Here is a 24,847-nt window from a genome sequence, read left to right as displayed (position 1 = left end):
ACCTTCAATGGTCGTTTTTTATTGTATCAAATAGAAAGATGATGAAATATGAAGGGTAAAACAAACGTTAAAGTTGTGACAATTGCATTATTTGTTGCCACATTTATGAGCGCAGTTGAGGGAACCATTGTTTCGACGGCAATGCCCACGATTGTCGGTGATCTTCATGGGGTGTCGTTGATGAACTGGGTTTTCTCAATTTTTCTTTTGACAAATTCAATTGCCACCCCAATTTATGGGAAGTTAGCCGATCAATTAGGTCGTAAATCGGTTTTTATATTTGGTCTGGTGGTCTTTGTCATTGGCTCCATGTTGTCAGGAATGTCCAATAGTATGGGAACATTGATTTTATGGCGAGCAGTTCAAGGAGTCGGTGCAGGAGTAATTATGCCAGTATCCTTTACCATTATTGCTGACATGTATTCTTTTGAAAAGCGAGCTCAAGTAGTTGGTTTGAATGGATCAGCGTGGGGAATTGCCTCAGTGGTTGCACCATTACTAGGCGGATTTTTGGTTGACAACCTTTCTTGGCATTGGGTTTTCTTCATTAATGTTCCGATTGGGATACTGACGATTATTTTGATTGCATTATTTTTGCACGAACCAAAACGCAAGATTGCAAGTAAGATGGATTTACCTGGTGTCGTCTTGATTGCGGTTCTTTTGTTTTCGGTTATGTACATGTTTCAAGTCTTAAGTGAAGCTCCGATCAATTGGATAATGGTGACTGGATGTTTGGTGGTAGCAGTTATTAGTGGAATTTTATTTTATCGACAGGAGAAAAAAGCGACTGATCCACTAATTCCAATCCAGATGTTTAAAAGTCGAACATTTGTCACCCAGAATTTAATTGCAGCTCTGATTAGTGGTTTTATTTTTGGATATGAGGTTTATTTGCCGGATTGGACCCAGGGTATTTTAGGATTAAAGGCCACCATGGCTGGTTTTGCGATCACACCAAGTTCCGTTCTATGGCTGGTTGGTTCTTTTATTTCGGGAAAAATGATTCTGAAGTACCGGCCACAACAAATTATGAACTTTAGTTTGGCATTTGTTTTGCTAGGAGCAATTTGTATGGTCCTACTTCCGATTACTACGCCATTTTGGGTTTTCTTTGTTCTTTCAGCCGTTTTAGGAACTGGCTTTGGAATTACCATTACTACTTCCACCGTTACGGTTCAAAACGAGGTCTCACCAGAACACGTTGGAGTAGCTTCTTCATTCAATACTCTGAGCCGAACTCTCGGTCAAACAATTATGATTTCTATTTTTGGAATTGTGATGAACACCTCGATGGCAAAAGGAGTTAGTGAACATCCAGGGACTAACTTAAAAATGATGAATACACTAATTAATCCCCAGACGGCGGTTAATTTATCCAAAAAAGTTCTGCCCGTACTGCATGAGATTCTTTACAGTGCCATTCATCATATCTTTATTTTGGCTTTATTATTAGTGATTTTATCGTATGTTGTGAACTGGTTTGACCATAAAAACACGCAAAAGAAAACGAACTAACATTACTTAGCTCGTTTTTGAATTGCCACTAGGATTGGTGGATCATTGATTTGATTGATAAATTGATATTTTAAAACGTGGTAACTGTGTTGATCGAGGCTACTAGCAAATTTTAAAACCTGTTCCTTTTCCTCTTTGCCGCCAGCGTGACCATAGTACAGTACTAAAATGATGATTCCGTTAGGAGTTAAACATTCAAGAATATCACTAATAGCTTTAATGGTGGTTTTGGGTTTTGTTATGATTCTTTTGTCACCAGTGGGAAGGTATCCTAAGTTGAAAATTGCGGCCACAATTGGACTGTTCTGAACGTATTTCTTAACGTTTTCATGCCCATCAAGAATAACTTGACATTGTTTTTGCTCACCATATTTCGTTAAGCGTTGTTTGGTGGCTAAAACGGCATTCGGTTGAATATCAAAGCTAAAAACATGGCCGTTTTTACCAACGAGTTGAGCTAAATAAAGGGTATCGTGGCCTAGTCCGGCCGTTCCATCGATTACGGTTTCACCTGGTTTAACAATTTGTTTTAGTAGAGTATGGCTAAAATTTAATGCTGATTGTAGTTTCATTTGAAACACCTCACTAATTATTATATCAGTTGTTTGTGATTAACTTGTTTTTTTGGATAAAATTTGGTAGAGTTTATTTAATCATATAATATATCATGTAGGTGAAGTATTAGATTGTTTTATTTTTCAGAAACCAAGTGGGTGATGCAAACTTGGAAATAGAATGATTGAACTTATCATCGAAGTTTTAACCGAATTAAAAGTTAAACGTTTTTCCGCGTTATGGAATCAAGGGTCTCTTATGAGAAATTTAGGTGGTACCGCGGAACCTCGTCCTATAGAATTGTTTTTCTATAGGCTTTTTTTATGGTGATTTTTAACGAACTAATAAGGAGTGAATTTGATGGCTTACGATCATTCAAAAATTGAAAAGAAATGGCAGAAGTATTGGGATGATCACCAAACTTTTAAAACCAGTGATAAACAAGAGAAAGATAAATATTACGTGCTAGACATGTTTCCTTATCCATCGGGTCAAGGGCTTCATGTCGGTCATCCAGAGGGCTACACTGCTACTGATATTATGGCACGCTTTAAGCGAATGCAGGGCAAAAATGTCCTTCATCCAATTGGATGGGATGCTTTTGGGCTACCAGCGGAACAATATGCGTTAAAGACGGGTCACAACCCACGTGATTTTACGAAGAAAAACATTGACAATTTTAGACGTCAGATTAAATCACTTGGATTTTCCTATGATTGGGATCGTGAAGTCAATACTTCGGATCCTAATTACTATAAATGGACCCAATGGATTTTTGAACAGTTGTACAAAATGGGATTAGCCTATGAAGATGAGATTGAGGTTAATTGGGCTCCTGATTTCATGGGTGGAACCGTTGTTTCAAATGAAGAGGTTGTTAATGGAAAAACTGAACGTGGTGGTTATGACGTTTACAGAAAACCTATGAAACAGTGGGTTTTGAAAATCACTGCTTACGCTGACCGTTTGCTAGATGATCTTGACGATTTAGACTGGCCTGAAAGCATTAAACAAATGCAACGAAATTGGATTGGTCGTTCCGTTGGGGCTAGTATCTCATTTGATGTAAATGAAGAAGACGAAAAGATCGAAGTCTTTACTACTCGTCCTGATACTATTTATGGGGTCTCTTACCTGGTGCTTTCACCGGAAAGTCCGATTGTAGATAAGATTATGACTCCAGAACAAAAGGCCGATGTAAAAAGTTACCGGGCTAAAATTGCCTCTAAATCAGACCTTGAAAGAACTGATTTAAACAAAGATAAATCGGGAGTATTTACCGGAGCTTACGCAATTAATCCTGTGAATCAAAAGAGAATTCCAATTTGGATTGGTGATTACGTTCTGCCAAGTTACGGAACCGGTGCAGTCATGGCCGTCCCCGCTCATGACCAACGGGATTTTGATTTTGCTAAGAAGTTCGATTTGCCCATCATTCCAGTGATTGAGGGTGGTGATGTTGATGATGCACCTTACACGGGCGATGGGGTTCACATTAATTCCGGTTTTCTTGATGGGTTGAATAAGAAACAAGCTGTCGATAAAATTATCGAATGGTTAAAAGATCATCATGCTGGTAATAAAAAGGTTAATTATCGATTACGTGATTGGATTTTTAGTCGCCAACGTTATTGGGGTGAGCCCATTCCAGTAATTCACTGGGATGATGGCACAACTTCCTTAGTTCCAGAAAACCAGTTACCATTACGACTTCCTAAAGCGGCTGACATTCAACCGTCTGGAACCGGAGAGAGTCCGTTAGCCAATCTTACTGACTGGGTGAACGTGACAGATAAGAACGGTCGTCATGGTAAACGCGAGACTAATACGATGCCACAGTGGGCCGGCAGTTCATGGTACTACTTGAGATACGTTGATCCTCATAATGATAAAATGATTGCTGATCCAGAAAAATTGAAGTACTGGCTTCCAATTGATTTGTACGTCGGTGGTGCTGAACACGCTGTTCTTCATTTGTTGTATGCGCGGTTTTGGCATAAGGTGCTCTATGATTTAGGGGTGGTTCCGACAAAAGAACCGTTCCAAAAATTAGTTAACCAAGGTATGATTCTTGGTACTAATCATGAAAAAATGTCAAAGTCCAAGGGAAATGTAGTTAATCCCGATGACATTGTTAAACAGTACGGTGCTGATACGTTGCGACTGTACGAGATGTTTATGGGACCACTTTCTGAATCTAAACCGTGGAATACCGATGGAATTGTTGGTGCCAACCGCTGGATTAAACGAGTTTGGCGCTTGTACATGAATGATGATGACACGGTAAGTGATGTGATCGTTGATGATAATGACGGAAAGCTTGATAAGATTTATAACCAAACCGTTAAAAAGGTGACTGATGACTTTGAAAATATGCGTTTTAACGTTGCCATTTCTCAAATGATGGTTTTCATCAATGATGCATATAAAGCACAAAGGTTACCTAAAAAGTACGCGGAAGGGTTCATTAAACTTCTTTCACCAATTACGCCACATGTTGCTGAAGAATTGTGGCAAAAGTTGGGTCATGATCATTCCATTGAACTTGCCAAGTGGCCAGAAGCTGACGAAAGTAAGTTAAAAGAAGACCAAGTTGAACTGGTGGTTCAGGTTAATGGAAAAGTAAGAGGTCACATTAAAGTTAGCGTGGATGCTGGGAAGGACGAGTCTGAAAAAGTTGCTTTAAATGATGAAAATGTTAAATCATTCCTGGATGGAAAGACTGTTAGAAAGGTAATCGTCGTTCCAAAGAAAATTGTTAATATTGTTGCAAATTAAGCTTGAATAAATTTGAAATTATTTTTCGAAATGGTTAAAATTTATATTTGTAACGTGAAAGTAGGGGAAATTTGTGAACAACGATTTCGAGCAAGATGAATTAGAAAAAGAAGAAATTGAAGATAGTGAAAGATCACAAGGTAAGATGGTTAAAGGATCAGCCTGGATGACCATTGGAAGCATCCTCTCACGAATTCTTGGTGCCATTTACATCATTCCTTGGCGATTAATTTTTGGAGCGTCATTGTTTCCGCTTGCCAACACGTTGTATACCATGGGTTACAACATTTATAGTGAGTTTTTGACAATTGCCATTGCGGGGATTCCGTCGGCGGTTGCAAAAGAAGTGGCCCATTATAATGCGTTAAATGAGTATGGGGTAAGTGCGCGACTTTATAAGAAAGGAATTACCCTTTCGGTTATTACCGGAGTCGTTTGTGCACTTTTAATCTATTTTTTTGCTCCAATCTTAGCTGGTAGTGGGGGTAAAAATGCGGTTCCGGTGATTCGTTCGTTAGCATGGGCCGTCCTAATTATTCCTGCGATGAGTTTAACTCGTGGATATTTTCAAGGCTTCCAACAGATGGCTCCGTCAGCAATGTCACAATTTGTTGAGCAACTCGCGCGTGTCATTTACATGTTGGCTTCAGCCTTCTTCATTATGATCGTGATCCACGGAAGTTGGGTAACCGCCGTTACCCAGTCAACTTTTGCCGCCTTCATCGGTGCTATTTTTGGTTTTTTAGCACTAGGATGGTATTACTGGCGACGACGTGATCATTTTCAGGGGCTTATTGCTTCAAGTGATAACGCTATTAACGTTAAGACTAACGATCTTTATAAAGAAATTATTAGTCAAGCGGTTCCGTTTATTATTCTTGGTTCTGGCATTACCATTTTTCAATTAATTGACCAATATTCCTTTTTTAGTATTATGCGTTGGGCAACTAATTATACTAATACTAATTTACAGTATATTTATGCTATTTTTGCGGCTAATGCGAATAAATTGATTATGATTGTGGTTTCGTTAGCTTCTGCCTTGGCAATTACCGTAGTTCCGTTGCTTTCTGAAGCCCGAACCAAAGGTGACATTCATTCAATTAGTAAGCAACTTAGTAATGCGTTAATTTTATTTGAATTTGTCATGCTTCCTGCAGCTTTAGGGATGGCCGCTATTGCTGGTCCGATCAATCGAACCTTTTATGGAACTGCCAATATGGATTTAGGAGCGGACATTTTAACCTTTTCTGCCATCATTTCAATTAGTCTAGGCTTGTTTACGGTGGTTACCGCATTAATGCAAGGAATCTCTGAAAATAGACGAGCAGTTAAATACTTTGTGGTTGGAATTGTAATTAAGTTAGTTGCGCAAGTTCCTTTAGTTTACTTCTTTGGAGCTTTTGGAGCCTTAATGGCAACCGCAGTTGGATTTACAGTTGCTAACTATTTGATTGTGCATTCCTTAAGACATGAGTTTGGATTGGAAATGAGTAGTATTAAATCTAATTCTGTTAAAATTTTAGCGTTTGCTTTGATCACATACTTTGTGGCCTTAATTGTAGTTTATGGAGCTAACTTCTTGTTTGGGATGGTAGTTAATTACAATAGTTCACTAATCAGTTTGTTTGTTTCGATTTTGGCTACGTTAGCTGGTGGATTTGTGTACCTATTCTTGGTACTTAAAAGTCGGGTAGCTGATAAGGTCTTAGGAAATAAGATGCAAAGTGTAAGGAAGTTTTTACACATTCGATAAAAAAAGAAGATCCAGTCAGGATCTTCTTTTTTTATCAGTTAAATTCATGCTTCGTGTTCATGCATGAAGCATGGAAGCCGTTGTGAGATTTGATGAGGGAGAACTACATATTGAGTGGCTGCTAGTTCATCGGCAATTGCACTGTGGGAATAAACGGCTGCTAAAACAGCATCAACCTCGTCGTCAAATTGGGCAACGAATCCACCGATAATTCCAGCAAGAGTATCACCCATCCCTCCAGTTGCTTGAGCAGGCGTCCCAGTCGTGTTTTGGTATACTTCATCTGGGGTATAAACCTGAGTACGATCAGATTTAAGAACAACAATCCCACCAATTTTGTCGCGGGCTTCTCGGTTACGTGTCTCAGTTTGATCGGCCATTTTAATTCCGGATAAACGTTGCCACTCCATTTGATGCGGGGTAAAAATTAATTTGGCTTGTGGTAATTTTAACCCACGTTCAGCGATCATCGTGATGGCCGAACCATCAATTAAGAGGATTTGATCAGGGGTGACATTATCAAATACGGTTTCCATAATTTCACAACTATGATCATCGGTCCCAAGCCCAGAGCCAATGGTAATAACTTTCATAGCTTTAATGAGTTGAACCATTTGATCAGTGTCATTATAGTCTGCAAACATTGCTTCGGGTAGCCAAGAGTGGAGCGCACTTTGATTCGTTGGATCCGTGATAGTAGTTGTGAGTCCAACGCCAGAGTAAACTGCTCCAAGCGAACTCATTATGATTGCACCACCAAAGTTTTCGTTTCCACCAACTAAAGCGATTTTACCGTAAGTTCCTTTAAAACTATTTTTGGGTCGAATTCGGATGGTTTTAGTTAGAATTGATTTATCAATTTTCTTCATTTTGTTCACCTCGAATGCATTATATCATGCGTTGGTTGAATGTTGTCCAAATGAGTTGTTACTTTCTTGATTATGTTAGAATAAGGAATAACTAAGTAGGAGGGTATAACATGGCAATTGACTGGAAAGATAAAGCACAAAATTACAAAGATGATTACTTAAATGACTTAAAAAAATTGATTTCAATTGATAGTTCGAGGGACTTGGAGCACGCAACGGACGAATACCCATTGGGCCCAGGTCCAGCTCATGCATTACAACAGTTTCTCTCTTTTGGTGATCGTGATGGGTTTACCACCAAAAACATTGATAACGTAGTGGGATACATTGAGTATGGTTCAGGCGATGAAACCATGGCAATTTTGTCACATGCTGATGAGATGCCAGGTGGCGCAGGTTGGGATTCCAATCCATTCGAACTAAAGCTTGAGGGTGACAATGCAATTGGTCGAGGAGTTTCTGATGACAAAGGACCAGGACTTGCCGCCTATTATGGATTAAGAATGCTTAAAGATGCAGGGATTCAGTCGAAGGTCAAAATTCGCTTGATAATTGGAACGGACGAAGAGTGTGACTGGACTGGAATGAAACGCTATTTTGAGGTTGAACCAGATCCTTCATTTGGATTTTCGCCAGACGCCGAATTTCCCTTGATCAATGGGGAAAAGGGTAATGTGACGCTTGAAACGCATTTTGCTTCCAATAAAAGTGATGGTGAGAACACCCTGATGCATTTTAATGCCGGATTGCGTGAAAATATGGTACCACGTGATGCAGAAGCTGACGTTGTTGCTGCGGATGTCTCCAAAATGGCCGATGAATTTGAAAAATATTTAGATAGGGTTCCCGTAACTGGAAGCTATGAAATCGAAGGGAACAATATTAAAATCAGTGTGGTCGGGAAAGCAGCCCATGGAATGGAACCTAAGAACGGTATCAATGCTGGAACCTATTTAGCTGACTTTTTGGTTGATTATAGTTTTGATACTAGTGGTGCTAATATCCTGAACTTCATCGACGAAAAACTGCATGATGATTCTCGTGCTCATAAATTGGGGCTTAATTTTACTGATGATGTGATGGGAGAACTAACCATGAACGTCGGTCTAATGAATTTTGATCATGAAAATGGTGGGATGGTTAACACTAACTTTAGGTATCCAAAGGGGATTACGACTGATAAAATTTTAGCTAAAGTTCAAGATGCCGCTGATCGGTTTAACGGGTCAACCAAACAAATTTCGCAAATGGTGCCCCACTTTGTTGATGCAGACGATCCCATTGTAAAAACCTTAATGGGTGTTTATCGCGATCAAACTGATCAGGATGACGCTCAACCAGAAGTTGTTGGTGGTGGTACGTATGCGCGAATGATGAAACGTGGGGTTGCCTTTGGAGCACTTTTCCCAGGAACAGAGGACACGATGCACCAAGCTAACGAATACACACCTGTTAATGATTTGATTTTGGCAATGTCGATTTACGGTCAGTCAATTTATGAATTGTCTAAGTAGAGATAAAAAAACTTTGAACATCGTGTTCAAAGTTTTTTTATCGGATCGTTTTTAATTTTTCATCAATTTTTTCCAATACCTTAGAGACGTTTTGGGAATCTTCTAGATCGTATTTTTGAAGATTGATTTTCATCTTAGGACTGACGTTATACTCGTCATACCATTTTTGGTAAGCTTTCCACATTTTGTAATAATATTCTTCTAGTCCTGGATCGTTGTCCCATTGTTCATAGTCACGACCACGCTTTTTGATTCGGTATAGAATGGTGTCGAAATCGCTGTAGGCATAGACTAAAAGGTCAGGACTTGTTTTTGGAAGCTCTTTAAGTTCATCCATCATATTGTCAAGTAGCTTTAAATAAACTTCTAATTCAACGTCAGAAATATTTCCCTCAGCATTATTTTCTTTGGTGAAAAGCGCGTCTTCGTAAATAGATCGATCCAACACGTTGTTGTCTTGTTTTAACGCCTTTTTAATCATCGAAAAGCGTTTATTTAAAAAGTATATTTGAAGTAAGAAACCATACTGTTTTGGATCTTTATAATAAAGTGGCAAAACAGGATTGTCTCCTACTGGCTCGTAGAAGGGCTCTGTTCCATAATGTGCGGCAATTTTTCCCGTTAAGGTTGTCTTACCGACACCAATCATTCCAGCTGTAATAATCACCATGCTTAGCTCCTCTTTTAGTTTAATAACGTCTTTTAGTATATCATTTCGAATCAGTTAGGTTAACGATGGATTTGAACACTAATTTTCCTTCTTTGTTTCAGACGTTATTATTATGGTATTCTATGTTAGTGGAAAAATTTGGAGATGAATTGGATTAATGAAGTGGGAAATGAGTTTAATTAAATTTTTGAAAAGAGCCGTTGTATTTATTGGACTAATTTTTTTGATTTTTGCGGTTCAAGTACCAGTTCAAATGATTGGAATTCACGATTATCATGGATTCAAGGCTTTTCTTTATGGAACTTCTTACATTGTTATTTTTCTTGTCGTAATTAGTTTAGCGCTATGGGCTTATCGAAGTGTGTACAGACAACGAAGTCATCGGCTTACTGGTCACGATTTAAAGATTATTTTATTGTCAATCTTTAGCTTTTTTGTTATTGAGATTGTGCTTCAAGTTTTAAATAAATTGATTTTTAACCAACTGGGAACAAAGAATAATAATGCCATTTTAAGTCTTTTTCAAAGTAACATGACGGTGTTGGTTTTGATGAGCTTTTCGGCAGTTTTTTTATCTCCAGTGTTAGAGGAATTGGTGTTTAGGGGATTTTTTATTAATGCCTTTTTTAATCAAAATGCATTTTGGCTGCCAATTGTTTTTAGTGGGTTACTTTTTTCTTGTGGTCACATGAGTTCTAACGTGATTAGTTTTATGATTTATGCTATTTTGGGAATGATTTTAGCGTATGTATACAAGAAAACGGGGAAAATTGAAGTTTCGATTGGGGTCCACTTTTTAAATAACCTAATTGCAACCGGATTTATGCTAATGGCAGTCTTATAGTGGTGGAGTGAAAAATGGACGTAGTTGAATTTAATTATTTTAATCAATTAAAGAATCAATTAATGGTGGCTGATGAAGAGTTGGAGCAGCTTAAAAAGCAGTATTTACACTGGATCATGAATCTTGATCAACTCAAAAATGATTATGACGTGAACACAATTGATGAATTAGCTAGTGTTTTAAACGATGGGGATGACGATCAAAAGTCAGCGGATTTAAAAAATGCCCTACTCAATAATGATAAGGATTATTTGTTGAATGGGATGAAAGAGTTGAATAATACTGACTTTCAGAAGTGTAACGTAATTAATCAACGAATTCATAATTTAACTCAAAAATTACATGAAGTTGAAATATTTTATAAGAATGTTGTTATTCCGATAGTTAACGAGATGAAGAAGAGTAAAATAATAGAGGTCATTGGCGTTTTAAGTTCTAGAAATAGTAGTGACGTGGTTTTGAACTTTAGATTTTTATCGAGTTTTGCCGAATTTCAAAGAGATTTTCATAAAGAGATGTACGTTGATGCAATTATAAAGGGTCATCTTAAGGATAAAAGTGTAATGACAATGATGATTACTCAAGATAATTATCCAAACGAATATGATATGACCCTGATGAAAGATATGGAGGAAGATTAACTAATGGTAGATCGAGGAGACTATAAATATCCTGACACTCAGGCGTATAATTTTGTGCTTAAGCGACTGAATGAACATGGAGTAACGATTAAAGATATTGCACAGATTGCAATTGATTTACAGAAAAAATATTCAAATGTTCCTGATTTAGACTATGTTTGTGGGATTGTTAATGATATTTTGCATAAAAGGGAAGTATTGAATAACGCAATGGTAGGGCTTGAACTGGATCGTTTAGCACAAGATGGCGAGTTAGAAGAGCCACTTGAAAGCATTGTCTCTCATGATTTAGGGGTGTTTGGCGTTGATGAAACGTTGGCACTTGGAATTGCTTCAATCTATGGGACGATTGGGGTTACTAATTATGGTGAAATTGACACTAATAAAAATGGAATTGTAAAAGAACTCGATACAAACGGTCAAATTGTCAATACTTTTATTGATGATATTGTTGGAGCTATTGCTGGCGCTACTGCCGCTAAAATTGCACATGATAATGCTTAAAAAAAGGTCCTCACTTTTGTGAGGACCTTTTTTTAGTTTGACTTCTTTACTGCTTTGATGCATTTTGAATTAAACCTGAATTCATCATGAATACTGGTTGATTCACCAACGTCATGTCTCACGACTTTTAACCAATCGTCTTGGTTATCACCTAAGCCAGTTGGGTTAACAAATGTAACTTCGACTAAATCGCCAACTTCATAAGGAAGATTTTTATCGTATTCAACTAAATTATAAGTTTCATAAGCTTTTGTTTTCATATTATTTCCTCCATTGGTTAATTATATCAAATTATGTTTTAATCGCTAAAATTATGCAGTAAATTTTTGTCAATAAAGCGACTGATTGGTTATATTATATAATAATAATTATTATATTATGAGACAAAAGTGAATTAATAATTAGGATAAATACTGATGTCAAGGTATTATAATTATGTTTTGTGAAATTTAAGACTCTATTGTCGTTGTTTTTAATAAAGTTTATAATCTAAATTGTGAAGTAAGCAGTAAGAGATTCATAATGAAATATTGAATGTTGAGATTAAAAATAACTAGACAATTTTGTGAATGCTAATGTAGGAAATAGTGTTCACGTGGTGTTAGAAAGTGTGAGAAGCTTTTAACACCGTAATTAATACTGTCATAAATGATAAGTTGGTGGAAGATAAGTGTTATTGAGTACGTGAAAAATCATTTAATGATAGCCTAAGTCTTGTTATAAGATTTGAAATTAAAACAACTATGCGAATTTATTCGTATTTCAATATGATGAATACTCTGAAATACCATTTAGGTCATGCTACTTCGTAGTATGACCTTTTTTGATGGGAAAGGAGGTGAGTCATAATGAAGGAGTTTAAACTAGTAGTTCCAAGTACAGATCGAAGCGTTCGGCTTAGTGGTAGAACTATTTACTATTACAGTATTGGAAATAAAAACAATTACTCCGTTGTTTTTCCATATGATGCCGAATATTTGAACTTACCGAACGGGAAAATGGTTTTTCGCTCGATTACAGACGATTATTTTGGCAAGGCCACAGATGGTAGTTCTTATCACGCTACTATTCGTCTAAACGACTAGTTATTGTAGAGCCAGAAGCTAATACTTCTGGTTCTTACATAGACTCCAATGATTTTTATTGGCATGGTGATAGTTTAATCAATGTTTTTATGGATAGATTATAACTATATAAATCCAATGATATAGATTTATAGAAACTAAAAGAGGGAATAATAACGCACATTATTATTCTCTTTTTACATAATTAATGTAATTATTATGGTATTTTTTTCACATGATAAAGCATAAATGTTGACATGACGGCATTTATGGCCTACTTTAGAAGTGTAAGGAAATATAAGAGAGTGAGATGATCTAATGAAAAAGGTAATTAAGGGAGCATTAATCGCAGGTGTGACCGTTGGTTTATTCTTTGGCTTGCAGATGAATAGTTCAGCAAATCACACTGAAACTACATATGCAGCAGCAACGGATACTAAGGAAATGACCTCACAAGCTAGACCTAGGATTTCTAAATTAAGATATGATAGTGGTACGTGGGGACAGGTCAACTGGAACTATAATGAGATCAATCGGACTTTAACGTTGAGCGGTAAAGATAAAACCTTGGGAACCTATGCATATTCACAACTTGGAGATTTACGTCAGGCTTTAAATGATGCGCAAGTTATTAATATCCAAGATAAGATGTATGCCCCATCAAATTCTGATTATCTTTTTTCTCAATCGGCAGATGATGACCCACTCCACCAGGGCAATCAAGGTTTAAAAAACCTGCAAACTATTAATGGTCTCGATAAATTGGATACATCAAAAGTATCTGGTATGGATTATATGTTTAATGGTGATACAGCACTAAAAAGTATTGATGTCACTCACTTTGACACCTCAAATGTTAATCGTATGAGACTGATGTTTGGTGCCGATATTCTTCTTAAAGACATCGACGTCAGTCATTTTGACACTTCTAAAGTTATTGATATGAGTTCAATGTTTGTTTATGACTATGCTGTTAAAAACATTGCCGGTTTAACGAGTTTTAAAATTAATCCTAATAATCGTAGTTTGAGTAATATGTTTCAGGATGACCATCAGTTACAAAGCCTAGATTTAACTAGCTTCGATACTCAGGCAGCTTCTAAGGGTAAATATAATGGATTGTCCGCTTTCATGAAGGGTGATAATAATCTTCACCAAATTAAGTTAGGTGATAAGACAATCTTAAGGGCTCCTGATGCACCTGGTGCAGGTCCAATTATTCCAGAACCGGTAGTAGGTACCCAGTTTGTATTTGACGGAAAAGATTACACTGTTAAATCACCCAATTGGATGAACATTGATAATAACAATCAATTGCAGAATAATTTAAGTCTTGCAGATGGACAATCACATCCCGGTAATTGGATTTGGGCAACCAATTACAATGTCCCTTCGATTTCCATAACTGAACAAGTTAATTTTGTAAATAAAAAGGGGCAGTACGTGAATGCAACTTCAGTTACTGGTATCCCAGGTGAAAAGCAAACTTTAATTGCTCCAACTGGATATCGATTTGAGAATAATAACGCTACCATTACCATTGGAAGTAAAAATGCGACGGTAAACGTTGTTGTTGTTCGAAATAGATAGGTCATAAAGTGGTCCACTTTTATAAATATCGCTACGAAAATTAGTGATACTTATTTTTACAAGTGGCCAAATAGTTTCAAATATTTTTGAAGGGGATAATGTGTATGATTACAATTGCATCTACTACTGATAACAATATGGCGATACCGCTGGCAGTCAACTATTCGTCAATATTGAACCATAATAAGAATTCAAGTTTCACGTTTTACGTTGTTAATGATCATTTAAGTTCCAACAGTGCTGATTTGTTAAAGGCCTTGGAAAAAGTCTACGACAACTGTAAGGCAATTAACTTTTTGCAACCCAACACCGCTGCATATAAGGATGCTAATGTAAAATCTCCGGATAGTGCAATTAAAGAAAACACTTACTATCGAATTGAGATTCCTGAAGAAGTTCATGAACCTAAGATCCTTTATTTGGATGCTGATATGGTATGTGTGGGTGACATTTCGGATCTTTTTAATACCGATCTTGATGGCAACATTGTCGGTGCTGTTGAGGATTCTGGTTACGTTGACCGGTTAAAAAAGATGCATGTTAGTGATGAACCGGGTCAGTATTTCAATGCCGGATTGTTACTAATTGATACGAAAGCTTGGAATGATAATGACACTTCTGAGAAAGTTAGAAAGTTAGCAATTGATAAACCTGATATGCTGAAGTATCAAGACCAAGATGCTCTAAACGCCATTTTTAATGGACACTGGAAAAAACTTGACCCTAAGTATAATTTGCAAAGTCATCTAGTTAAGGGTGAGAGTGGATTAAATCCTATCCCAGAGCGTCGAGCAGCTGAGGCAAATGCACTTAAGCACCCTGTGATTATTCATTACACTAATTTTGATAAGCCATGGATCGTTAAAAATAACCATCTTCATCCATTACGCAATTATTATTACCAAGCTAAGAACCAATTAATTTACGATCTAGGCGATTATATTAGATAAAAAGTAGTGAGAGAGTGGACAATTGTCCACTCTTTTTGTTTACATAATTTAATTACTATTAATGAAAAAAGACGATATCAATAAGCTTGATAACGTCTTGTTAGTAACGAATGCCCGAGATGAGATTCGAACTCATACTCAGTAAACTGAACAGCGACCTGAACGCTGCGCGTCTGCCAATTCCGCCACTCGGGCAATTACTACCTTTCAATCATACAATAAAAATGTCGTAAAATAAACACTCAATTTTGTAGTATCCTTGTATTTATTATTTAATTGTGTAAAATATAAGATAGTACAAGAGTTTTTAGAAAGAAGAGATTATAATGGTTGAACCACGTAAGATTGAAAGCCAGTTGTGCTTTGGAATCTATAATACAAGTAAAAAGTTTAGTCGGTACTACCAAATCGTTTTATCTCCATTTAATTTAACTTATCCACAATACATTACCATGTTGGTGTTATGGGAACATGCCCCAATGACCGTTCGTGAGCTTGGATCTTACTTAGACTTAGATAGTGGGACTTTAACCCCGTTGTTGAAACGGCTTGAAAAGCAGGGATGGGTGACAAGAACACGTAGTCATAAAGATGAACGAGTTGTCATCGTTGACACTACAGAATACGCTAAGGAACGTCGTGATAAAGTATATGAACACGTTAATCAATGTTTTTCTGTTTTGGATATGAGCCAGGATGATATTGAAAAATGTTTGAAGATGGTGAATGCAGTTGGTGACCGATTGGATAATGTTAGTGAGCAAAAATTAAAAGATGTTAAGTAGTAAAAAGACATTCTGTGTGAACTGGAATTAATTTAGTTTACGCAGAATGTTTTTTATTATATTAATTTATGTTTTCATTATTGGTTTTGAGTTAGTCATTATCTCTTTCTTTTGGTAGAATTGTCTAGGAGTAAATTAAAAACAAAATTAAAGTCCGAATGATTTATTTGGATTTCCATTACAAAAATTAGCGGAATGGAGCTGAATTTTTTGTCACTAAGCATTCAAGAAATTAAAAATATTCTTCGTGAACATGACTTATTAAAATCAGTTAATCAGACTAATGATAATGATTTTAACTACGTTAGTTATGATTCACGAGACATAAAACCGAAAACCTTATTCTTTGGGAAGGGAAACTTTAAGCCTGAATTTGTTACGTTAGCAAAAAAGGCTGGAGCAACTGGAATCGTGTGTGAAGATCATTTATCTGAAAGTAACGGAATGAATGAGATTTTGGTTACTAATATTCAAAAAGCAATGTCCTTGATCTCTGCTGCATTTTTCAATTATCCACAAGACGATTTGTTCATCATTGCCTTTACGGGTACTAAGGGGAAAACGACCTCTTCATATTTCACTCGGGATGCAATTAGGAGGGCGAGTGGGAATAAAACCGCCTTATTTTCAACTATCAATACCGTGGTTGGTAATGAACTAAATCAAACATTTAAGTCACATCTAACCACTCCAGAATCACTAGATATTTTTAAGAATATGAGATCCGCTGTCGATAATGGGATGAAATATCTCATTATGGAAGTTTCGTCTCAGGCATACTTAAAAAATCGGGTTTTTGGATTAAAGTATAACGTAGGTAATTTTTTAAATATTTCTCCCGATCACATTGGGGAAAACGAACATCCGACTTTTGCAAACTATTTGCACTGTAAAGAACAACTCTTGGTTAATTCAAATAAGTGCATTTTGAATGCCGATTCAGACCACCTGATTGATATTTATTATGCTGCCAAAACCACAACTGATCCCCAAAATATTTATTTGTTTGGTAAAAAGGGGACGACTCCACAACTTGAAATCGACCTTGATTTCACGTACGAGCCAGTTTCAGATAGCTTGACTGATAACGATATTCAATTAAGTTCCATTTCTGATAAAGCTAAAAAGTTAGGCTTAGACGGAAATTATCGCATTGGTATTCCAGGTGATTACAATGAATCAAATGCAACCGCTTCGATCATATCGGCTGGACTTGCTGGCTTTAAACGTGGTGATATGTTAGATGGTTTGGCAGGAGCAAAAATTCCTGGAAGAATGGAAATCTTTAAGTCTAAAAACCATGGGAACGTTCATGTGGATTATGCCCATAATTATGCTAGTATGAATGCATTACTAGGATTTTTAAAACGACAAGACCCTAGTGGAAAAGTTATTGTAGTGGTTGGAAGCCCGGGCAATAAGGGAATTGACCGTCGAGAGGGATTTGGCAAGGCGTTGACTCAAAATGCCGATGTAGCGTTTTTAACTACTGACGACCCCGCTTATGAAGATCCCATGAAGATTGCAAAGGAAATTGATAGTCATATCGATCATGATAAGGTTGACGTTCATTTCGAAATGGATCGTGAAAAAGCCATTAAAAAGGCCATTAATTTTGGTAAACGTGGAGATATTATTGTAGTAGCGGGTAAAGGACGCGATCCTTATCAAAAGATTAATGGTGTTGATACACCTTATCCAACCGATTCGGTTATCGTGGAAGATTACTTGGAGGGTTTAAATGGTAATGACAAATGAGAAAGTTCCAGATTTCACTCCGATCTTACTTGGAAGTGACTTTAATGTGTACGGGATGGCGCGTTCTTTCTACGAGTTGTATGGTAAGCGTGTCAAGGCTTATGCCCAGGAACGATTAGCCCCCACAAGATTTACCAAAATTGTGGATCTGACGTTTATTCCCGGCTTTAGTGAGGATCCAGTATGGTTTGAAGAGATGAAAAAGTTAAAAAAGAAGTATGCCAACCACAAAGAACCGGTCATTTTAATTGGATGTGGGGATGGTTATGCTGAGTTAATTTCTAAACATAAGAAAGATTTAGAAGATGTCTTTGTCTGTCCATACGTTGATTATTCGTTAATAAAACAACTTAATAGTAAAGAAAATTTTTATAAAATGTGTGATAAGTATGGAATGCCATATCCCGGCACCAAGATTATTTCCAAAAGCAATTTTGAAGATAATGACTTTGATCAACCATTTGATTATCCAATTGCACTTAAACCAACCAATAGCGTGGAATGGTTGGATATCCGTTTTGAGGGAAGAAAGAAAGCTTTTACCATTAAAAGTGATGCCGAGTATCGTGACATTGTTTCAAAAATTTATAATAATGGTTATACTTCAGACTTGATCGTCCAAGATTTCATCCCAGGTGATGACAGCAACATGCGGGTCTTAAATGCTTATGTTGACAAGAATCATCATGTTAAGATGATGTGTTTAGGCCATCCACTTTTGGAAGATCCGGCACCGTCTGCAATTGGTAACTACGTCACGATTATTCCTGACTTTGATCAACGGATTTATGATCAGATTCAACAGTTTTTAGAGTCGATTGAATTTACTGGGTATGCTAATTTTGACATGAAGTATGATGTTAGAGACGATACGTACAAGTTGTTTGAAATCAATTTGAGACAGGGACGCAGCAGTTTCTTTGTCACCCTAAATGGATATAACCTTGCTCAATGGGTGGTTCGTGATTACGTTCAAGATGACCTAGCGGACCAAAAGACAGTGTATGCCAATCAAGATCCTAAGAAATATTATTTATGGTTAGGGGTGCCCAATCGTGTTTTTCGTAAGTATGCCAAAGATAATGAAGATAAAAAGAAGGCGGAAGAGCTGATCAAAAAAGGTCAGTGGGGAACGACTTTTTGGTATAAAAAAGATGAAAACTTCATGCGTTGGCTACTTATGAAATGGATGGACCATAATTACGCAAAAAACTTCAAAAAATATTTTCATATGAATAAGGAATAAGATAATGAAAAAGTTTTTCACAATTATTGGTGGGATGGGGACCCAAGCGACTGAGAGTTATGTTCATTTACTAAATCAACGGACCCCAGCTCACTGTGATCAAGATTATTTAAATTATATATTAGTTAATCATGCGACGGTTCCGGACCGGACGGATTATATTACTGACCCAAAAAATAATCCGAGCCCACTAGTTCCACTTGAAGAAGATATTAAACAACAGAGCAAACTGGGACCAGAATTTTTTGCGTTACCATGTAATACTGCCCATTATTTTTATGATCAGTTACAGAGTATGACGGATGTTCCAATTTTGCATATGCCTAGGCTAGCGGTAGCTGCAATTGCTAAGAAGTTTCCACACGCTAAAAGAGTGGGGCTAATTGCCACTAAGGGAACTCTAAAGGACAAGGTATATGATAAAGAAATTACTAAAGCTGGATATAAAGTTGTGCACCCGACCGCTGAAATTGCGGACGAGACGATGGATTTAATTTATAAAGGTGTTAAGGAGCACGATTATGTCGATCCAAAATTATACCATCATATTTTAAATCAAATGGTTAATGAATTGGATAGCGATGTAGTGATTTTAGGTTGTACTGAGATTTCGGTAGCAGAAGAGCGAGCTGGTAATCATGACTACCCTGTGATTGATGCGCAAGCGGAGCTAGTTGATGAATCAATTCGATTAGCTGAAAAAATGCAAAAAAATAAATCATCCAAGTAATTGGATGATTTTTTAGTAGTAGTTATTGAATGAAAAACAAAAGCCCAATTGAGATTAAAATCGAAATCAGTGTCAATAAAATTACGTAGGGTTTTAAATTACCTTGGATTTTTCTCTGGTAACAAATATCAATGAAAGAAATCGCGACGATTGTCATTATAAAACTTAAAGAGACCAAATAACGATGCTCGTTAAAGTGATTCAGGGTAAAAACCACTTCACTAATCAACAAAAGAATGTAAAACGCGCGCGTATAGATGACACCCTTAATAATCTTTTTGTCTTGTTTACGCGTGATTCCGATTATTAGTGAGATTAATAAAAGAATCCATAGTAAAGTAATTATGTAGATTAACATGATGTTTAGCCTCCAATCAAATTTTATCATACGGCTCTGTAGAAGTCTTGATGACAAGGGGTATAATTCATGATATAATTATACACGTATTGCGGGTGTAGTTTAGTGGTAAAATTTAAGCTTCCCAAGCTTACGTCGCGGGTTCGATTCCCGTCACCCGCTTTGGGAAGCTACCAACGATGAGAGTGTAGTACTAATTATAATTTCAAAGCAAATCTAAGTTGATGTGAGTTAGATAAATTGTGATTGGGAAGGCGTCCTTTCTAGGTATACAAATTTAATAATGAGTGGGTATTTCCAAATAGAGTGGTACCGCGGGTGATCTCGTCTCTTGCATTGATTTAATTAATGTAAGAGGCTTTTTATTTATGAGGAGGATATTATGGATTACAGACAACAAGTTGCAGACGTAGTTGCTGATGCAACTAACAACCAAATTTCAACGAGTGATATTTACGGAAAAATTGAGAAACCGAAAACTTCAGATAACGGGGACTTAGCATTTCCAACTTTTATTCTAGCTAAGGAGTTACATAAAGCTCCTCAACAGATCGCAAAGGATATCGTCAATAATGTTGATGGAAGTCAGTTTGATAAAGTCGTTGCCGTTGGTCCTTACGTTAACTTCTTCTTGGATAAAGGAAAAGTTAGTAAGCAAGTCATGTCAGAGGTTTTGACGGATAAAGAGCACTATGGTGATAATTACGATGGCAAGGATCAGACCGTGACCATTGATATGTCTTCTCCAAATATTGCTAAGCCAATGTCAATGGGACACCTTCGTTCCACTGTGATTGGAAATTCAATTTCCGAAATTTTAAGAAAAAATGGATATAAAACAATTAAAGATAATCATTTAGGTGATTGGGGAACTCAATTTGGTAAATTAATTACGGCTTACTTAAAGTGGGGAAATGAAGAGGACGTAAAGCGTCATCCAATTCATTACTTAGTTCAGTATTACGTCAAATTTCATAAGGAAGATCAGAAAAATCCTGAACTAGACGAAGAAGCACGCGAATGGTTTAAAAAACTCGAAGATGGTGATCCCAAAGCTACCAAACTATGGAAGTGGTTTAGGGATGTGTCGTTAGAGGCTTTTAATAATACCTATAAAAAACTGGGCGTTAAATTTGATACCTATAATGGTGAGTCATTTTACAATGACAAAATGGATGAAGTGGTTGACATCCTAAAAAAAGATGGATTGCTTCAGGAATCTCAAGGAGCTCAAGTGGTCGATTTAAGTAACGCTAACCTAAATCCAGCGCTGATCTTAAAGAGTGATGGGGCTTCTCTTTACATTACTAGAGACATTGCAACGGCGTTATACCGTGAACGGACGTATCATCCAGTCATGAATCTCTACGTGGTAGGATCCGAACAAACTAATTATTTCCATCAACTAAAAGCTGTCTTAAAAAAGATGGGCATAAAGAATGCGGACGGTGTTCATCATATCCCGTTTGGCTTAATTACGGTTAATGGAAAAAAGCTTTCAACTAGACGTGGGAATATTATCTTATTAAACAAGGTTTTAGATGATTCAATTACCATGGCAAAACAACAAATTGCTGAGAAGAATCCTGATTTACCGAATAAAGATGAAGTGGCTACACAAGTTGGGGTTGGTGCCATTATCTTTGGTGATCTTAAGAGTGAGCGAATCAATAGCATTGATTTCGTACTTAAAGACCAATTAAAATTTGAAGGTGAGACTGGCCCATACGTTCAGTATGCCCATGCTCGTGCTGAGAGTATTTTGCGGAAGTCGGGTAAAAAAGAATTTGATGAATCAGCAAATGAATTGACTGATGCAGGTGCTTTTGAAGTTATTAAGTTACTTCAGGCTTTTCCAGAAGTTGTAAAACAAGCTCGAAATGAATTCGAGCCTTCTGATATTGCTAAGTATTCGCTAAGACTAGCTAAGTCATTCAATAAATATTATGCTCATTCTAAGATTTTAGCGGACGATGATGAGCAAGACGCCCGTCTCGACCTTGTCAAAAGTGTTGCGATTGTATTAAAAGAGTCGTTAAGATTGTTGGGAATTAAAGCACCCGATCAAATGTAGAATAAAGTGGATGTCAATTGACATCCACTTTATCTTTTAAAATCCATTAATGTCCATGTGTTACAATAGCATTTAATGATAAAAGGAGATTTGGACTTTTATGGATAACAACAGCAAAAGTAAGTCAATATTTAAAAGAATTTGGGGTTACTTCAGAAAATTCTGGCGTAGATTTCAAATTACGAGATGGATTATTGTAGTTGTTTTATTCGTTATCTTGGTTTTAAGTAGTTATTTGACGATTGTGGCAAAGACTTCGCACGTTCGTGATCTTCAGTCTAATTTATCAAAATCGACTGTGATTTATGATTCACATCACCAAGAAGCTGGCAAATTGTACGCACAAAAGGGTACTTACGTTCAGATGAATAAGATTTCAAAAAATATTCCTAATGCGATTCTTTCGACGGAAGATCGTAATTTCTATAAGGAACATGGTTATTCGGTTAGTGGTTACGGGAGAGCCATTTTACTTGCAATTAAGAATAGGGTACTGGGTCGTGACTACATTAGTGGTGGAGGAAGTACAATTTCGCAGCAGTTAGCCAAGAATACTTTTCTTTCCCAGCAACAAACTTTAACCAGAAAACTTAAAGAATTATTTATTTCAATTGAGATTGAGAACGTTTATTCAAAGAACCAAATTTTGACGATGTATATGAACAACGCTTACTTTGGTAATGGCGTGTATGGGGTCGAAGATGCCTCGAAGCGATACTTTGGGCAGTCTGCGGAAGATTTACCGGTCCAGGATGCAGCTGTGTTAGCAGGGATGCTATCGAATCCTAGTAATAATCCGATTGATCATCCGGAGGCGGCACGTCAGAGGAGAAATGTGGTTCTTGATTTAATGGCAAAGAACCATAAGATCACTAATTCAGAGGCAAAAAAATACCAAGCCATGCCGTTGAACACTAAAAATTCCTATCGTTCTACTAATGGGTATAAATATCCCTATTATTTTGATGCTGTTATTAATGAGGCTATCTCAAAATATGGATTAACTGAATCTGACATCATGAATCACGGGTATAAAATTTATACGAATCTAAATCAGCAACAGCAGCAAAGCTTTCAGACTGATTTTAAAAATCCTAATTTGTTTCCTAATGATGCTTCGGATGGGACCAAGGTCCAAGCTGCATCAGTTGCTTTGAATCCAAAAAATGGTGGGGTTCAAGCGGTTGTTGGTGGACGTGGTAAGACGGTTTTCCGTGGTTATAATCGTGCGACCGATATTAAACGTCAGCCTGGTTCGACGATGAAACCACTTGCGGTCTATACGCCAGCTCTTGAAAACGGGTATTATTATGATTCTGAACTTGAAAACCAGAAGAAATCGTATGGATCAAACCACTATACTCCGCATAATTACAATGATGTTTATACAGGAAAAGTTCCGATGTACCAAGCTCTGGCACAGAGTATGAACGCGCCCGCAGTTTGGTTATTAAATAAGATCGGAGTAAACAAGGGATACGATTCGGTTAAAAAATTCAACTTACCGGTCACGGATAAGGATAAGAATCTAGCATTGGCCCTTGGGGGCTTGTCCAACGGAGTTTCCCCACAACAAATGGCTGGTGCCTATACTGCTTTTGCTAATAAGGGGGAAATTTCACAGCCGTTCTATATTACTAAGATCGTTGATTCGACAGGGAAGACGGTCGTTGATAATGAACATCCAAGTTCAAAACAAATCATGTCTCCTTCAACGGCACGACAGATGACAAGTATGATGCTTGGTGTCTTTGATAATGGAACTGGTGTTGATGCTAAACCGAGCGGGTATCAAGTTGCCGGAAAAACTGGAAGTACTGAGGCTGATAATACTCCAGATTCCGATGCTACCAAAGATAAATGGATCATCGGATACACTCCTAACGTTGTGGTAGCAACTTGGGAAGGCTTTGATAGTACCAACTCTACGCATCATTTAGAGAATTTGACTGGGACCGACGTTGGTCCGTTGTACAAGACACAAATGCAACAAATTCTTCCGTACACCAAGGGAGCCCAATTTGGTGTCCAAGACGCACAAACGGTGGCACGTGATGGTGATGAAGATAATGATACGCAGAATTCTAAACTATTTAAGGGTATTACTAATGATACTGGTAAAGTCGTTAAGGGAATCGTTAAAGAAGGTGCCAGTGGAATTAAAAAGGGTGCCTCAGAAGTTATTAGCGGTGCGAAAGCTTTACTAGGCCGATAGCTTCACGTATGTTAAAATATACACTGTAACAATATTTAAGGAGGGAAATAATTATGGCAGAAAATGATGTAATGAAAGACGCACAAACTTTACAGGATGCACTAGTAAAGACTGATGAATTTAAAGAACTCCAAGCCACATACGATGAGTTAAAGAAGGACAAAGATGCTTTTAAGACATTTAAGGACTTTCAAACTAATCAAAATGAATTAAGACAAAAGCAAATGGCTGGTCAACAAATTTCGCAAGATGATATGAAAAAAGCTCAAGATCTTGCCAATAAAATGAACAGTCTTGATATCATCAAAAAATTGATGGGTAAAGAAAAAGCAATGGGCAAAGTCATTGATGATGCTAATATGTTAATTACTAAGCCTTTACGTGATATGTATGAAGCTTAATTGACCGTTAATCGGAGCGCCCATTGG

General features: G+C 37.0%; 22 protein-coding genes, 2 tRNA genes and 1 other annotated feature. Of the genes, 18 read left to right on the top strand and 6 right to left on the bottom strand.

Annotated features, from left to right (window positions below):
* Positions 1 to 48: 48 nt before the first annotated feature.
* On the top strand, positions 49 to 1,518 hold the full coding sequence (locus tag AC6UD6_RS03885; protein WP_500695743.1) for an MDR family MFS transporter: 1,470 nt from the start codon (positions 49 to 51) through the stop codon (positions 1,516 to 1,518).
* A 2-nt stretch (positions 1,519 to 1,520) separates the two neighbouring features.
* Here the strand turns inward: AC6UD6_RS03885 and mnmM are convergent, their stop codons facing one another.
* Positions 1,521 to 2,090, bottom strand: a complete 570-nt coding sequence (mnmM, locus tag AC6UD6_RS03880) for a tRNA 5-(aminomethyl)-2-thiouridylate-methyltransferase MnmM (RefSeq protein WP_500695742.1) — start codon at positions 2,088 to 2,090, stop codon at positions 1,521 to 1,523.
* 87 nt (positions 2,091 to 2,177) lie between these two features.
* Positions 2,178 to 2,371, top strand: a binding site (T-box leader).
* A 62-nt stretch (positions 2,372 to 2,433) separates the two neighbouring features.
* On the opposite strand from mnmM, the gene leuS reads away from it, so the two are divergent.
* Together leuS and AC6UD6_RS03870 are read left to right on the top strand one after the other, a co-directional pair.
* Positions 2,434 to 4,851, top strand: a complete 2,418-nt coding sequence (gene leuS, locus AC6UD6_RS03875; RefSeq protein WP_500695741.1) for a leucine--tRNA ligase — start codon at positions 2,434 to 2,436, stop codon at positions 4,849 to 4,851.
* Between the two features lie 73 nt (positions 4,852 to 4,924).
* Positions 4,925 to 6,607, top strand: a complete 1,683-nt coding sequence (locus AC6UD6_RS03870; RefSeq protein ID WP_500693626.1) for a putative polysaccharide biosynthesis protein — start codon at positions 4,925 to 4,927, stop codon at positions 6,605 to 6,607.
* 44 nt (positions 6,608 to 6,651) lie between these two features.
* Here the strand turns inward: AC6UD6_RS03870 and AC6UD6_RS03865 are convergent, their stop codons facing one another.
* The gene (locus tag AC6UD6_RS03865) at positions 6,652 to 7,476 is read right to left on the bottom strand and encodes an NAD(P)H-hydrate dehydratase (protein ID WP_500695740.1); all 825 of its coding nucleotides are present in this window, start codon (positions 7,474 to 7,476) and stop codon (positions 6,652 to 6,654) included.
* A gap of 110 nt (positions 7,477 to 7,586) precedes the next feature.
* Between AC6UD6_RS03865 and pepV the strand changes: the two genes are divergently transcribed.
* On the top strand, positions 7,587 to 8,990 hold the full coding sequence (gene pepV, locus AC6UD6_RS03860; protein ID WP_500695739.1) for a dipeptidase PepV: 1,404 nt from the start codon (positions 7,587 to 7,589) through the stop codon (positions 8,988 to 8,990).
* Positions 8,991 to 9,027: 37 nt separating this feature from the next.
* Here pepV and AC6UD6_RS03855 read toward each other — a convergent pair whose 3' ends face one another.
* On the bottom strand, positions 9,028 to 9,660 hold the full coding sequence (locus AC6UD6_RS03855; protein ID WP_500695738.1) for a deoxynucleoside kinase: 633 nt from the start codon (positions 9,658 to 9,660) through the stop codon (positions 9,028 to 9,030).
* A gap of 169 nt (positions 9,661 to 9,829) precedes the next feature.
* Between AC6UD6_RS03855 and AC6UD6_RS03850 the strand changes: the two genes are divergently transcribed.
* From AC6UD6_RS03850 to AC6UD6_RS03840, 3 genes are read left to right on the top strand one after another with little or no spacing between them, the layout of a single operon-like run.
* Positions 9,830 to 10,504, top strand: coding sequence for a CPBP family glutamic-type intramembrane protease (locus AC6UD6_RS03850; protein WP_500695737.1), 675 nt, complete (start codon positions 9,830 to 9,832; stop codon positions 10,502 to 10,504).
* Between the two features lie 14 nt (positions 10,505 to 10,518).
* On the top strand, positions 10,519 to 11,145 hold the full coding sequence (locus AC6UD6_RS03845; protein ID WP_500695736.1) for a hypothetical protein: 627 nt from the start codon (positions 10,519 to 10,521) through the stop codon (positions 11,143 to 11,145).
* A 3-nt stretch (positions 11,146 to 11,148) separates the two neighbouring features.
* On the top strand, positions 11,149 to 11,649 hold the full coding sequence (locus AC6UD6_RS03840) for a phosphatidylglycerophosphatase A family protein (RefSeq protein ID WP_500693632.1): 501 nt from the start codon (positions 11,149 to 11,151) through the stop codon (positions 11,647 to 11,649).
* Positions 11,650 to 11,681: 32 nt separating this feature from the next.
* On the opposite strand, the gene AC6UD6_RS03835 is transcribed toward AC6UD6_RS03840, so the two are convergent.
* Positions 11,682 to 11,909, bottom strand: coding sequence for an SH3 domain-containing protein (locus tag AC6UD6_RS03835; protein WP_500693633.1), 228 nt, complete (start codon positions 11,907 to 11,909; stop codon positions 11,682 to 11,684).
* Positions 11,910 to 12,497: 588 nt separating this feature from the next.
* On the opposite strand from AC6UD6_RS03835, the gene AC6UD6_RS03830 reads away from it, so the two are divergent.
* From AC6UD6_RS03830 to AC6UD6_RS03820, 3 genes are all read left to right on the top strand, one after another.
* Complete coding sequence (locus AC6UD6_RS03830; protein WP_500693634.1) at positions 12,498 to 12,734, top strand: hypothetical protein; 237 nt, start codon at positions 12,498 to 12,500, stop codon at positions 12,732 to 12,734.
* Between the two features lie 297 nt (positions 12,735 to 13,031).
* Positions 13,032 to 14,303: a BspA family leucine-rich repeat surface protein gene (locus AC6UD6_RS03825; RefSeq protein ID WP_500695735.1), complete on the top strand. Its 1,272-nt coding sequence runs from the start codon at positions 13,032 to 13,034 to the stop codon at positions 14,301 to 14,303.
* Positions 14,304 to 14,407: 104 nt separating this feature from the next.
* Entirely contained in the window at positions 14,408 to 15,253 is an 846-nt protein-coding gene (locus AC6UD6_RS03820) for a glycosyltransferase family 8 protein (RefSeq protein WP_500695734.1), read from the top strand.
* A 111-nt stretch (positions 15,254 to 15,364) separates the two neighbouring features.
* Here AC6UD6_RS03820 and AC6UD6_RS03815 read toward each other — a convergent pair.
* Positions 15,365 to 15,448: transfer RNA gene (locus AC6UD6_RS03815), tRNA-Leu, on the bottom strand.
* A 131-nt stretch (positions 15,449 to 15,579) separates the two neighbouring features.
* On the opposite strand from AC6UD6_RS03815, the gene AC6UD6_RS03810 reads away from it, so the two are divergent.
* The 4 genes from AC6UD6_RS03810 (at position 15,580) to AC6UD6_RS03795 (ending at position 19,772) form a co-directional block, all read left to right on the top strand.
* Positions 15,580 to 16,038, top strand: coding sequence for a MarR family winged helix-turn-helix transcriptional regulator (locus tag AC6UD6_RS03810; protein ID WP_500693637.1), 459 nt, complete (start codon positions 15,580 to 15,582; stop codon positions 16,036 to 16,038).
* A 210-nt stretch (positions 16,039 to 16,248) separates the two neighbouring features.
* Positions 16,249 to 17,796, top strand: coding sequence for a UDP-N-acetylmuramoyl-L-alanyl-D-glutamate--2,6-diaminopimelate ligase (locus tag AC6UD6_RS03805; RefSeq protein WP_500693638.1), 1,548 nt, complete (start codon positions 16,249 to 16,251; stop codon positions 17,794 to 17,796).
* Positions 17,786 to 19,042 carry a carboxylate--amine ligase gene (locus AC6UD6_RS03800; protein WP_500695733.1) on the top strand — a complete coding sequence of 419 codons (1,257 nt, stop codon included), beginning with the start codon at positions 17,786 to 17,788 and terminating at the stop codon, positions 19,040 to 19,042. Before AC6UD6_RS03805 ends, AC6UD6_RS03800 begins: the two co-directional genes overlap by 11 nt.
* Before the next feature lie 4 nt (positions 19,043 to 19,046).
* The gene (locus tag AC6UD6_RS03795) at positions 19,047 to 19,772 is read left to right on the top strand and encodes an aspartate/glutamate racemase family protein (RefSeq protein WP_500693639.1); all 726 of its coding nucleotides are present in this window, start codon (positions 19,047 to 19,049) and stop codon (positions 19,770 to 19,772) included.
* 22 nt (positions 19,773 to 19,794) lie between these two features.
* Here AC6UD6_RS03795 and AC6UD6_RS03790 read toward each other — a convergent pair whose 3' ends face one another.
* Positions 19,795 to 20,130, bottom strand: coding sequence for a DUF1516 family protein (locus AC6UD6_RS03790; RefSeq protein WP_500695732.1), 336 nt, complete (start codon positions 20,128 to 20,130; stop codon positions 19,795 to 19,797).
* A gap of 91 nt (positions 20,131 to 20,221) precedes the next feature.
* Here AC6UD6_RS03790 and AC6UD6_RS03785 point away from each other — a divergent pair.
* The 4 genes from AC6UD6_RS03785 to AC6UD6_RS03770 all read left to right on the top strand — a co-directional run bounded on the left by AC6UD6_RS03785 (position 20,222) and on the right by AC6UD6_RS03770 (position 24,820).
* A tRNA-Gly gene (locus AC6UD6_RS03785) sits at positions 20,222 to 20,292 on the top strand.
* A 220-nt stretch (positions 20,293 to 20,512) separates the two neighbouring features.
* Entirely contained in the window at positions 20,513 to 22,204 is a 1,692-nt protein-coding gene (argS, locus tag AC6UD6_RS03780) for an arginine--tRNA ligase (protein WP_500695731.1), read from the top strand.
* Positions 22,205 to 22,304: 100 nt separating this feature from the next.
* Positions 22,305 to 24,419: a transglycosylase domain-containing protein gene (locus AC6UD6_RS03775; protein ID WP_500695730.1), complete on the top strand. Its 2,115-nt coding sequence runs from the start codon at positions 22,305 to 22,307 to the stop codon at positions 24,417 to 24,419.
* A gap of 53 nt (positions 24,420 to 24,472) precedes the next feature.
* A complete protein-coding gene (locus AC6UD6_RS03770; RefSeq protein ID WP_500693643.1) occupies positions 24,473 to 24,820 on the top strand; it encodes a YlbF family regulator in 348 nt (115 codons plus the stop codon).
* Positions 24,821 to 24,847 lie beyond the last annotated feature (27 nt).

The organism is Fructilactobacillus sp. X8R2C1, from assembly GCF_059900955.1.
This window is presented reverse-complemented; position numbering and strand designations above follow the sequence as displayed.

What these genes read in the sequence shown, in the direction of transcription:
- AC6UD6_RS03775 (WP_500695730.1), top strand. Translation starts at nt 22,305, where the DNA reads ATGGATAACAACAGCAAAAGTAAGTCAATATTTAAAAGAATTTGGGGT.
- AC6UD6_RS03770 (WP_500693643.1), top strand. Translation starts at nt 24,473, where the DNA reads ATGGCAGAAAATGATGTAATGAAAGACGCACAAACTTTACAGGATGCA.
- AC6UD6_RS03885 (WP_500695743.1), top strand. Translation starts at nt 49, where the DNA reads ATGAAGGGTAAAACAAACGTTAAAGTTGTGACAATTGCATTATTTGTT.
- AC6UD6_RS03790 (WP_500695732.1), bottom strand. Translation starts at nt 20,130, where the DNA reads ATGTTAATCTACATAATTACTTTACTATGGATTCTTTTATTAATCTCA.
- AC6UD6_RS03865 (WP_500695740.1), bottom strand. Translation starts at nt 7,476, where the DNA reads ATGAAGAAAATTGATAAATCAATTCTAACTAAAACCATCCGAATTCGA.
- leuS (WP_500695741.1), top strand. Translation starts at nt 2,434, where the DNA reads ATGGCTTACGATCATTCAAAAATTGAAAAGAAATGGCAGAAGTATTGG.
- AC6UD6_RS03855 (WP_500695738.1), bottom strand. Translation starts at nt 9,660, where the DNA reads ATGGTGATTATTACAGCTGGAATGATTGGTGTCGGTAAGACAACCTTA.
- AC6UD6_RS03830 (WP_500693634.1), top strand. Translation starts at nt 12,498, where the DNA reads ATGAAGGAGTTTAAACTAGTAGTTCCAAGTACAGATCGAAGCGTTCGG.
- AC6UD6_RS03840 (WP_500693632.1), top strand. Translation starts at nt 11,149, where the DNA reads ATGGTAGATCGAGGAGACTATAAATATCCTGACACTCAGGCGTATAAT.
- pepV (WP_500695739.1), top strand. Translation starts at nt 7,587, where the DNA reads ATGGCAATTGACTGGAAAGATAAAGCACAAAATTACAAAGATGATTAC.
- AC6UD6_RS03835 (WP_500693633.1), bottom strand. Translation starts at nt 11,909, where the DNA reads ATGAAAACAAAAGCTTATGAAACTTATAATTTAGTTGAATACGATAAA.
- AC6UD6_RS03820 (WP_500695734.1), top strand. Translation starts at nt 14,408, where the DNA reads ATGATTACAATTGCATCTACTACTGATAACAATATGGCGATACCGCTG.
- argS (WP_500695731.1), top strand. Translation starts at nt 20,513, where the DNA reads ATGGATTACAGACAACAAGTTGCAGACGTAGTTGCTGATGCAACTAAC.
- AC6UD6_RS03800 (WP_500695733.1), top strand. Translation starts at nt 17,786, where the DNA reads ATGACAAATGAGAAAGTTCCAGATTTCACTCCGATCTTACTTGGAAGT.
- AC6UD6_RS03795 (WP_500693639.1), top strand. Translation starts at nt 19,047, where the DNA reads ATGAAAAAGTTTTTCACAATTATTGGTGGGATGGGGACCCAAGCGACT.
- AC6UD6_RS03825 (WP_500695735.1), top strand. Translation starts at nt 13,032, where the DNA reads ATGAAAAAGGTAATTAAGGGAGCATTAATCGCAGGTGTGACCGTTGGT.
- AC6UD6_RS03850 (WP_500695737.1), top strand. Translation starts at nt 9,830, where the DNA reads ATGAGTTTAATTAAATTTTTGAAAAGAGCCGTTGTATTTATTGGACTA.
- AC6UD6_RS03810 (WP_500693637.1), top strand. Translation starts at nt 15,580, where the DNA reads ATGGTTGAACCACGTAAGATTGAAAGCCAGTTGTGCTTTGGAATCTAT.
- mnmM (WP_500695742.1), bottom strand. Translation starts at nt 2,090, where the DNA reads ATGAAACTACAATCAGCATTAAATTTTAGCCATACTCTACTAAAACAA.
- AC6UD6_RS03845 (WP_500695736.1), top strand. Translation starts at nt 10,519, where the DNA reads ATGGACGTAGTTGAATTTAATTATTTTAATCAATTAAAGAATCAATTA.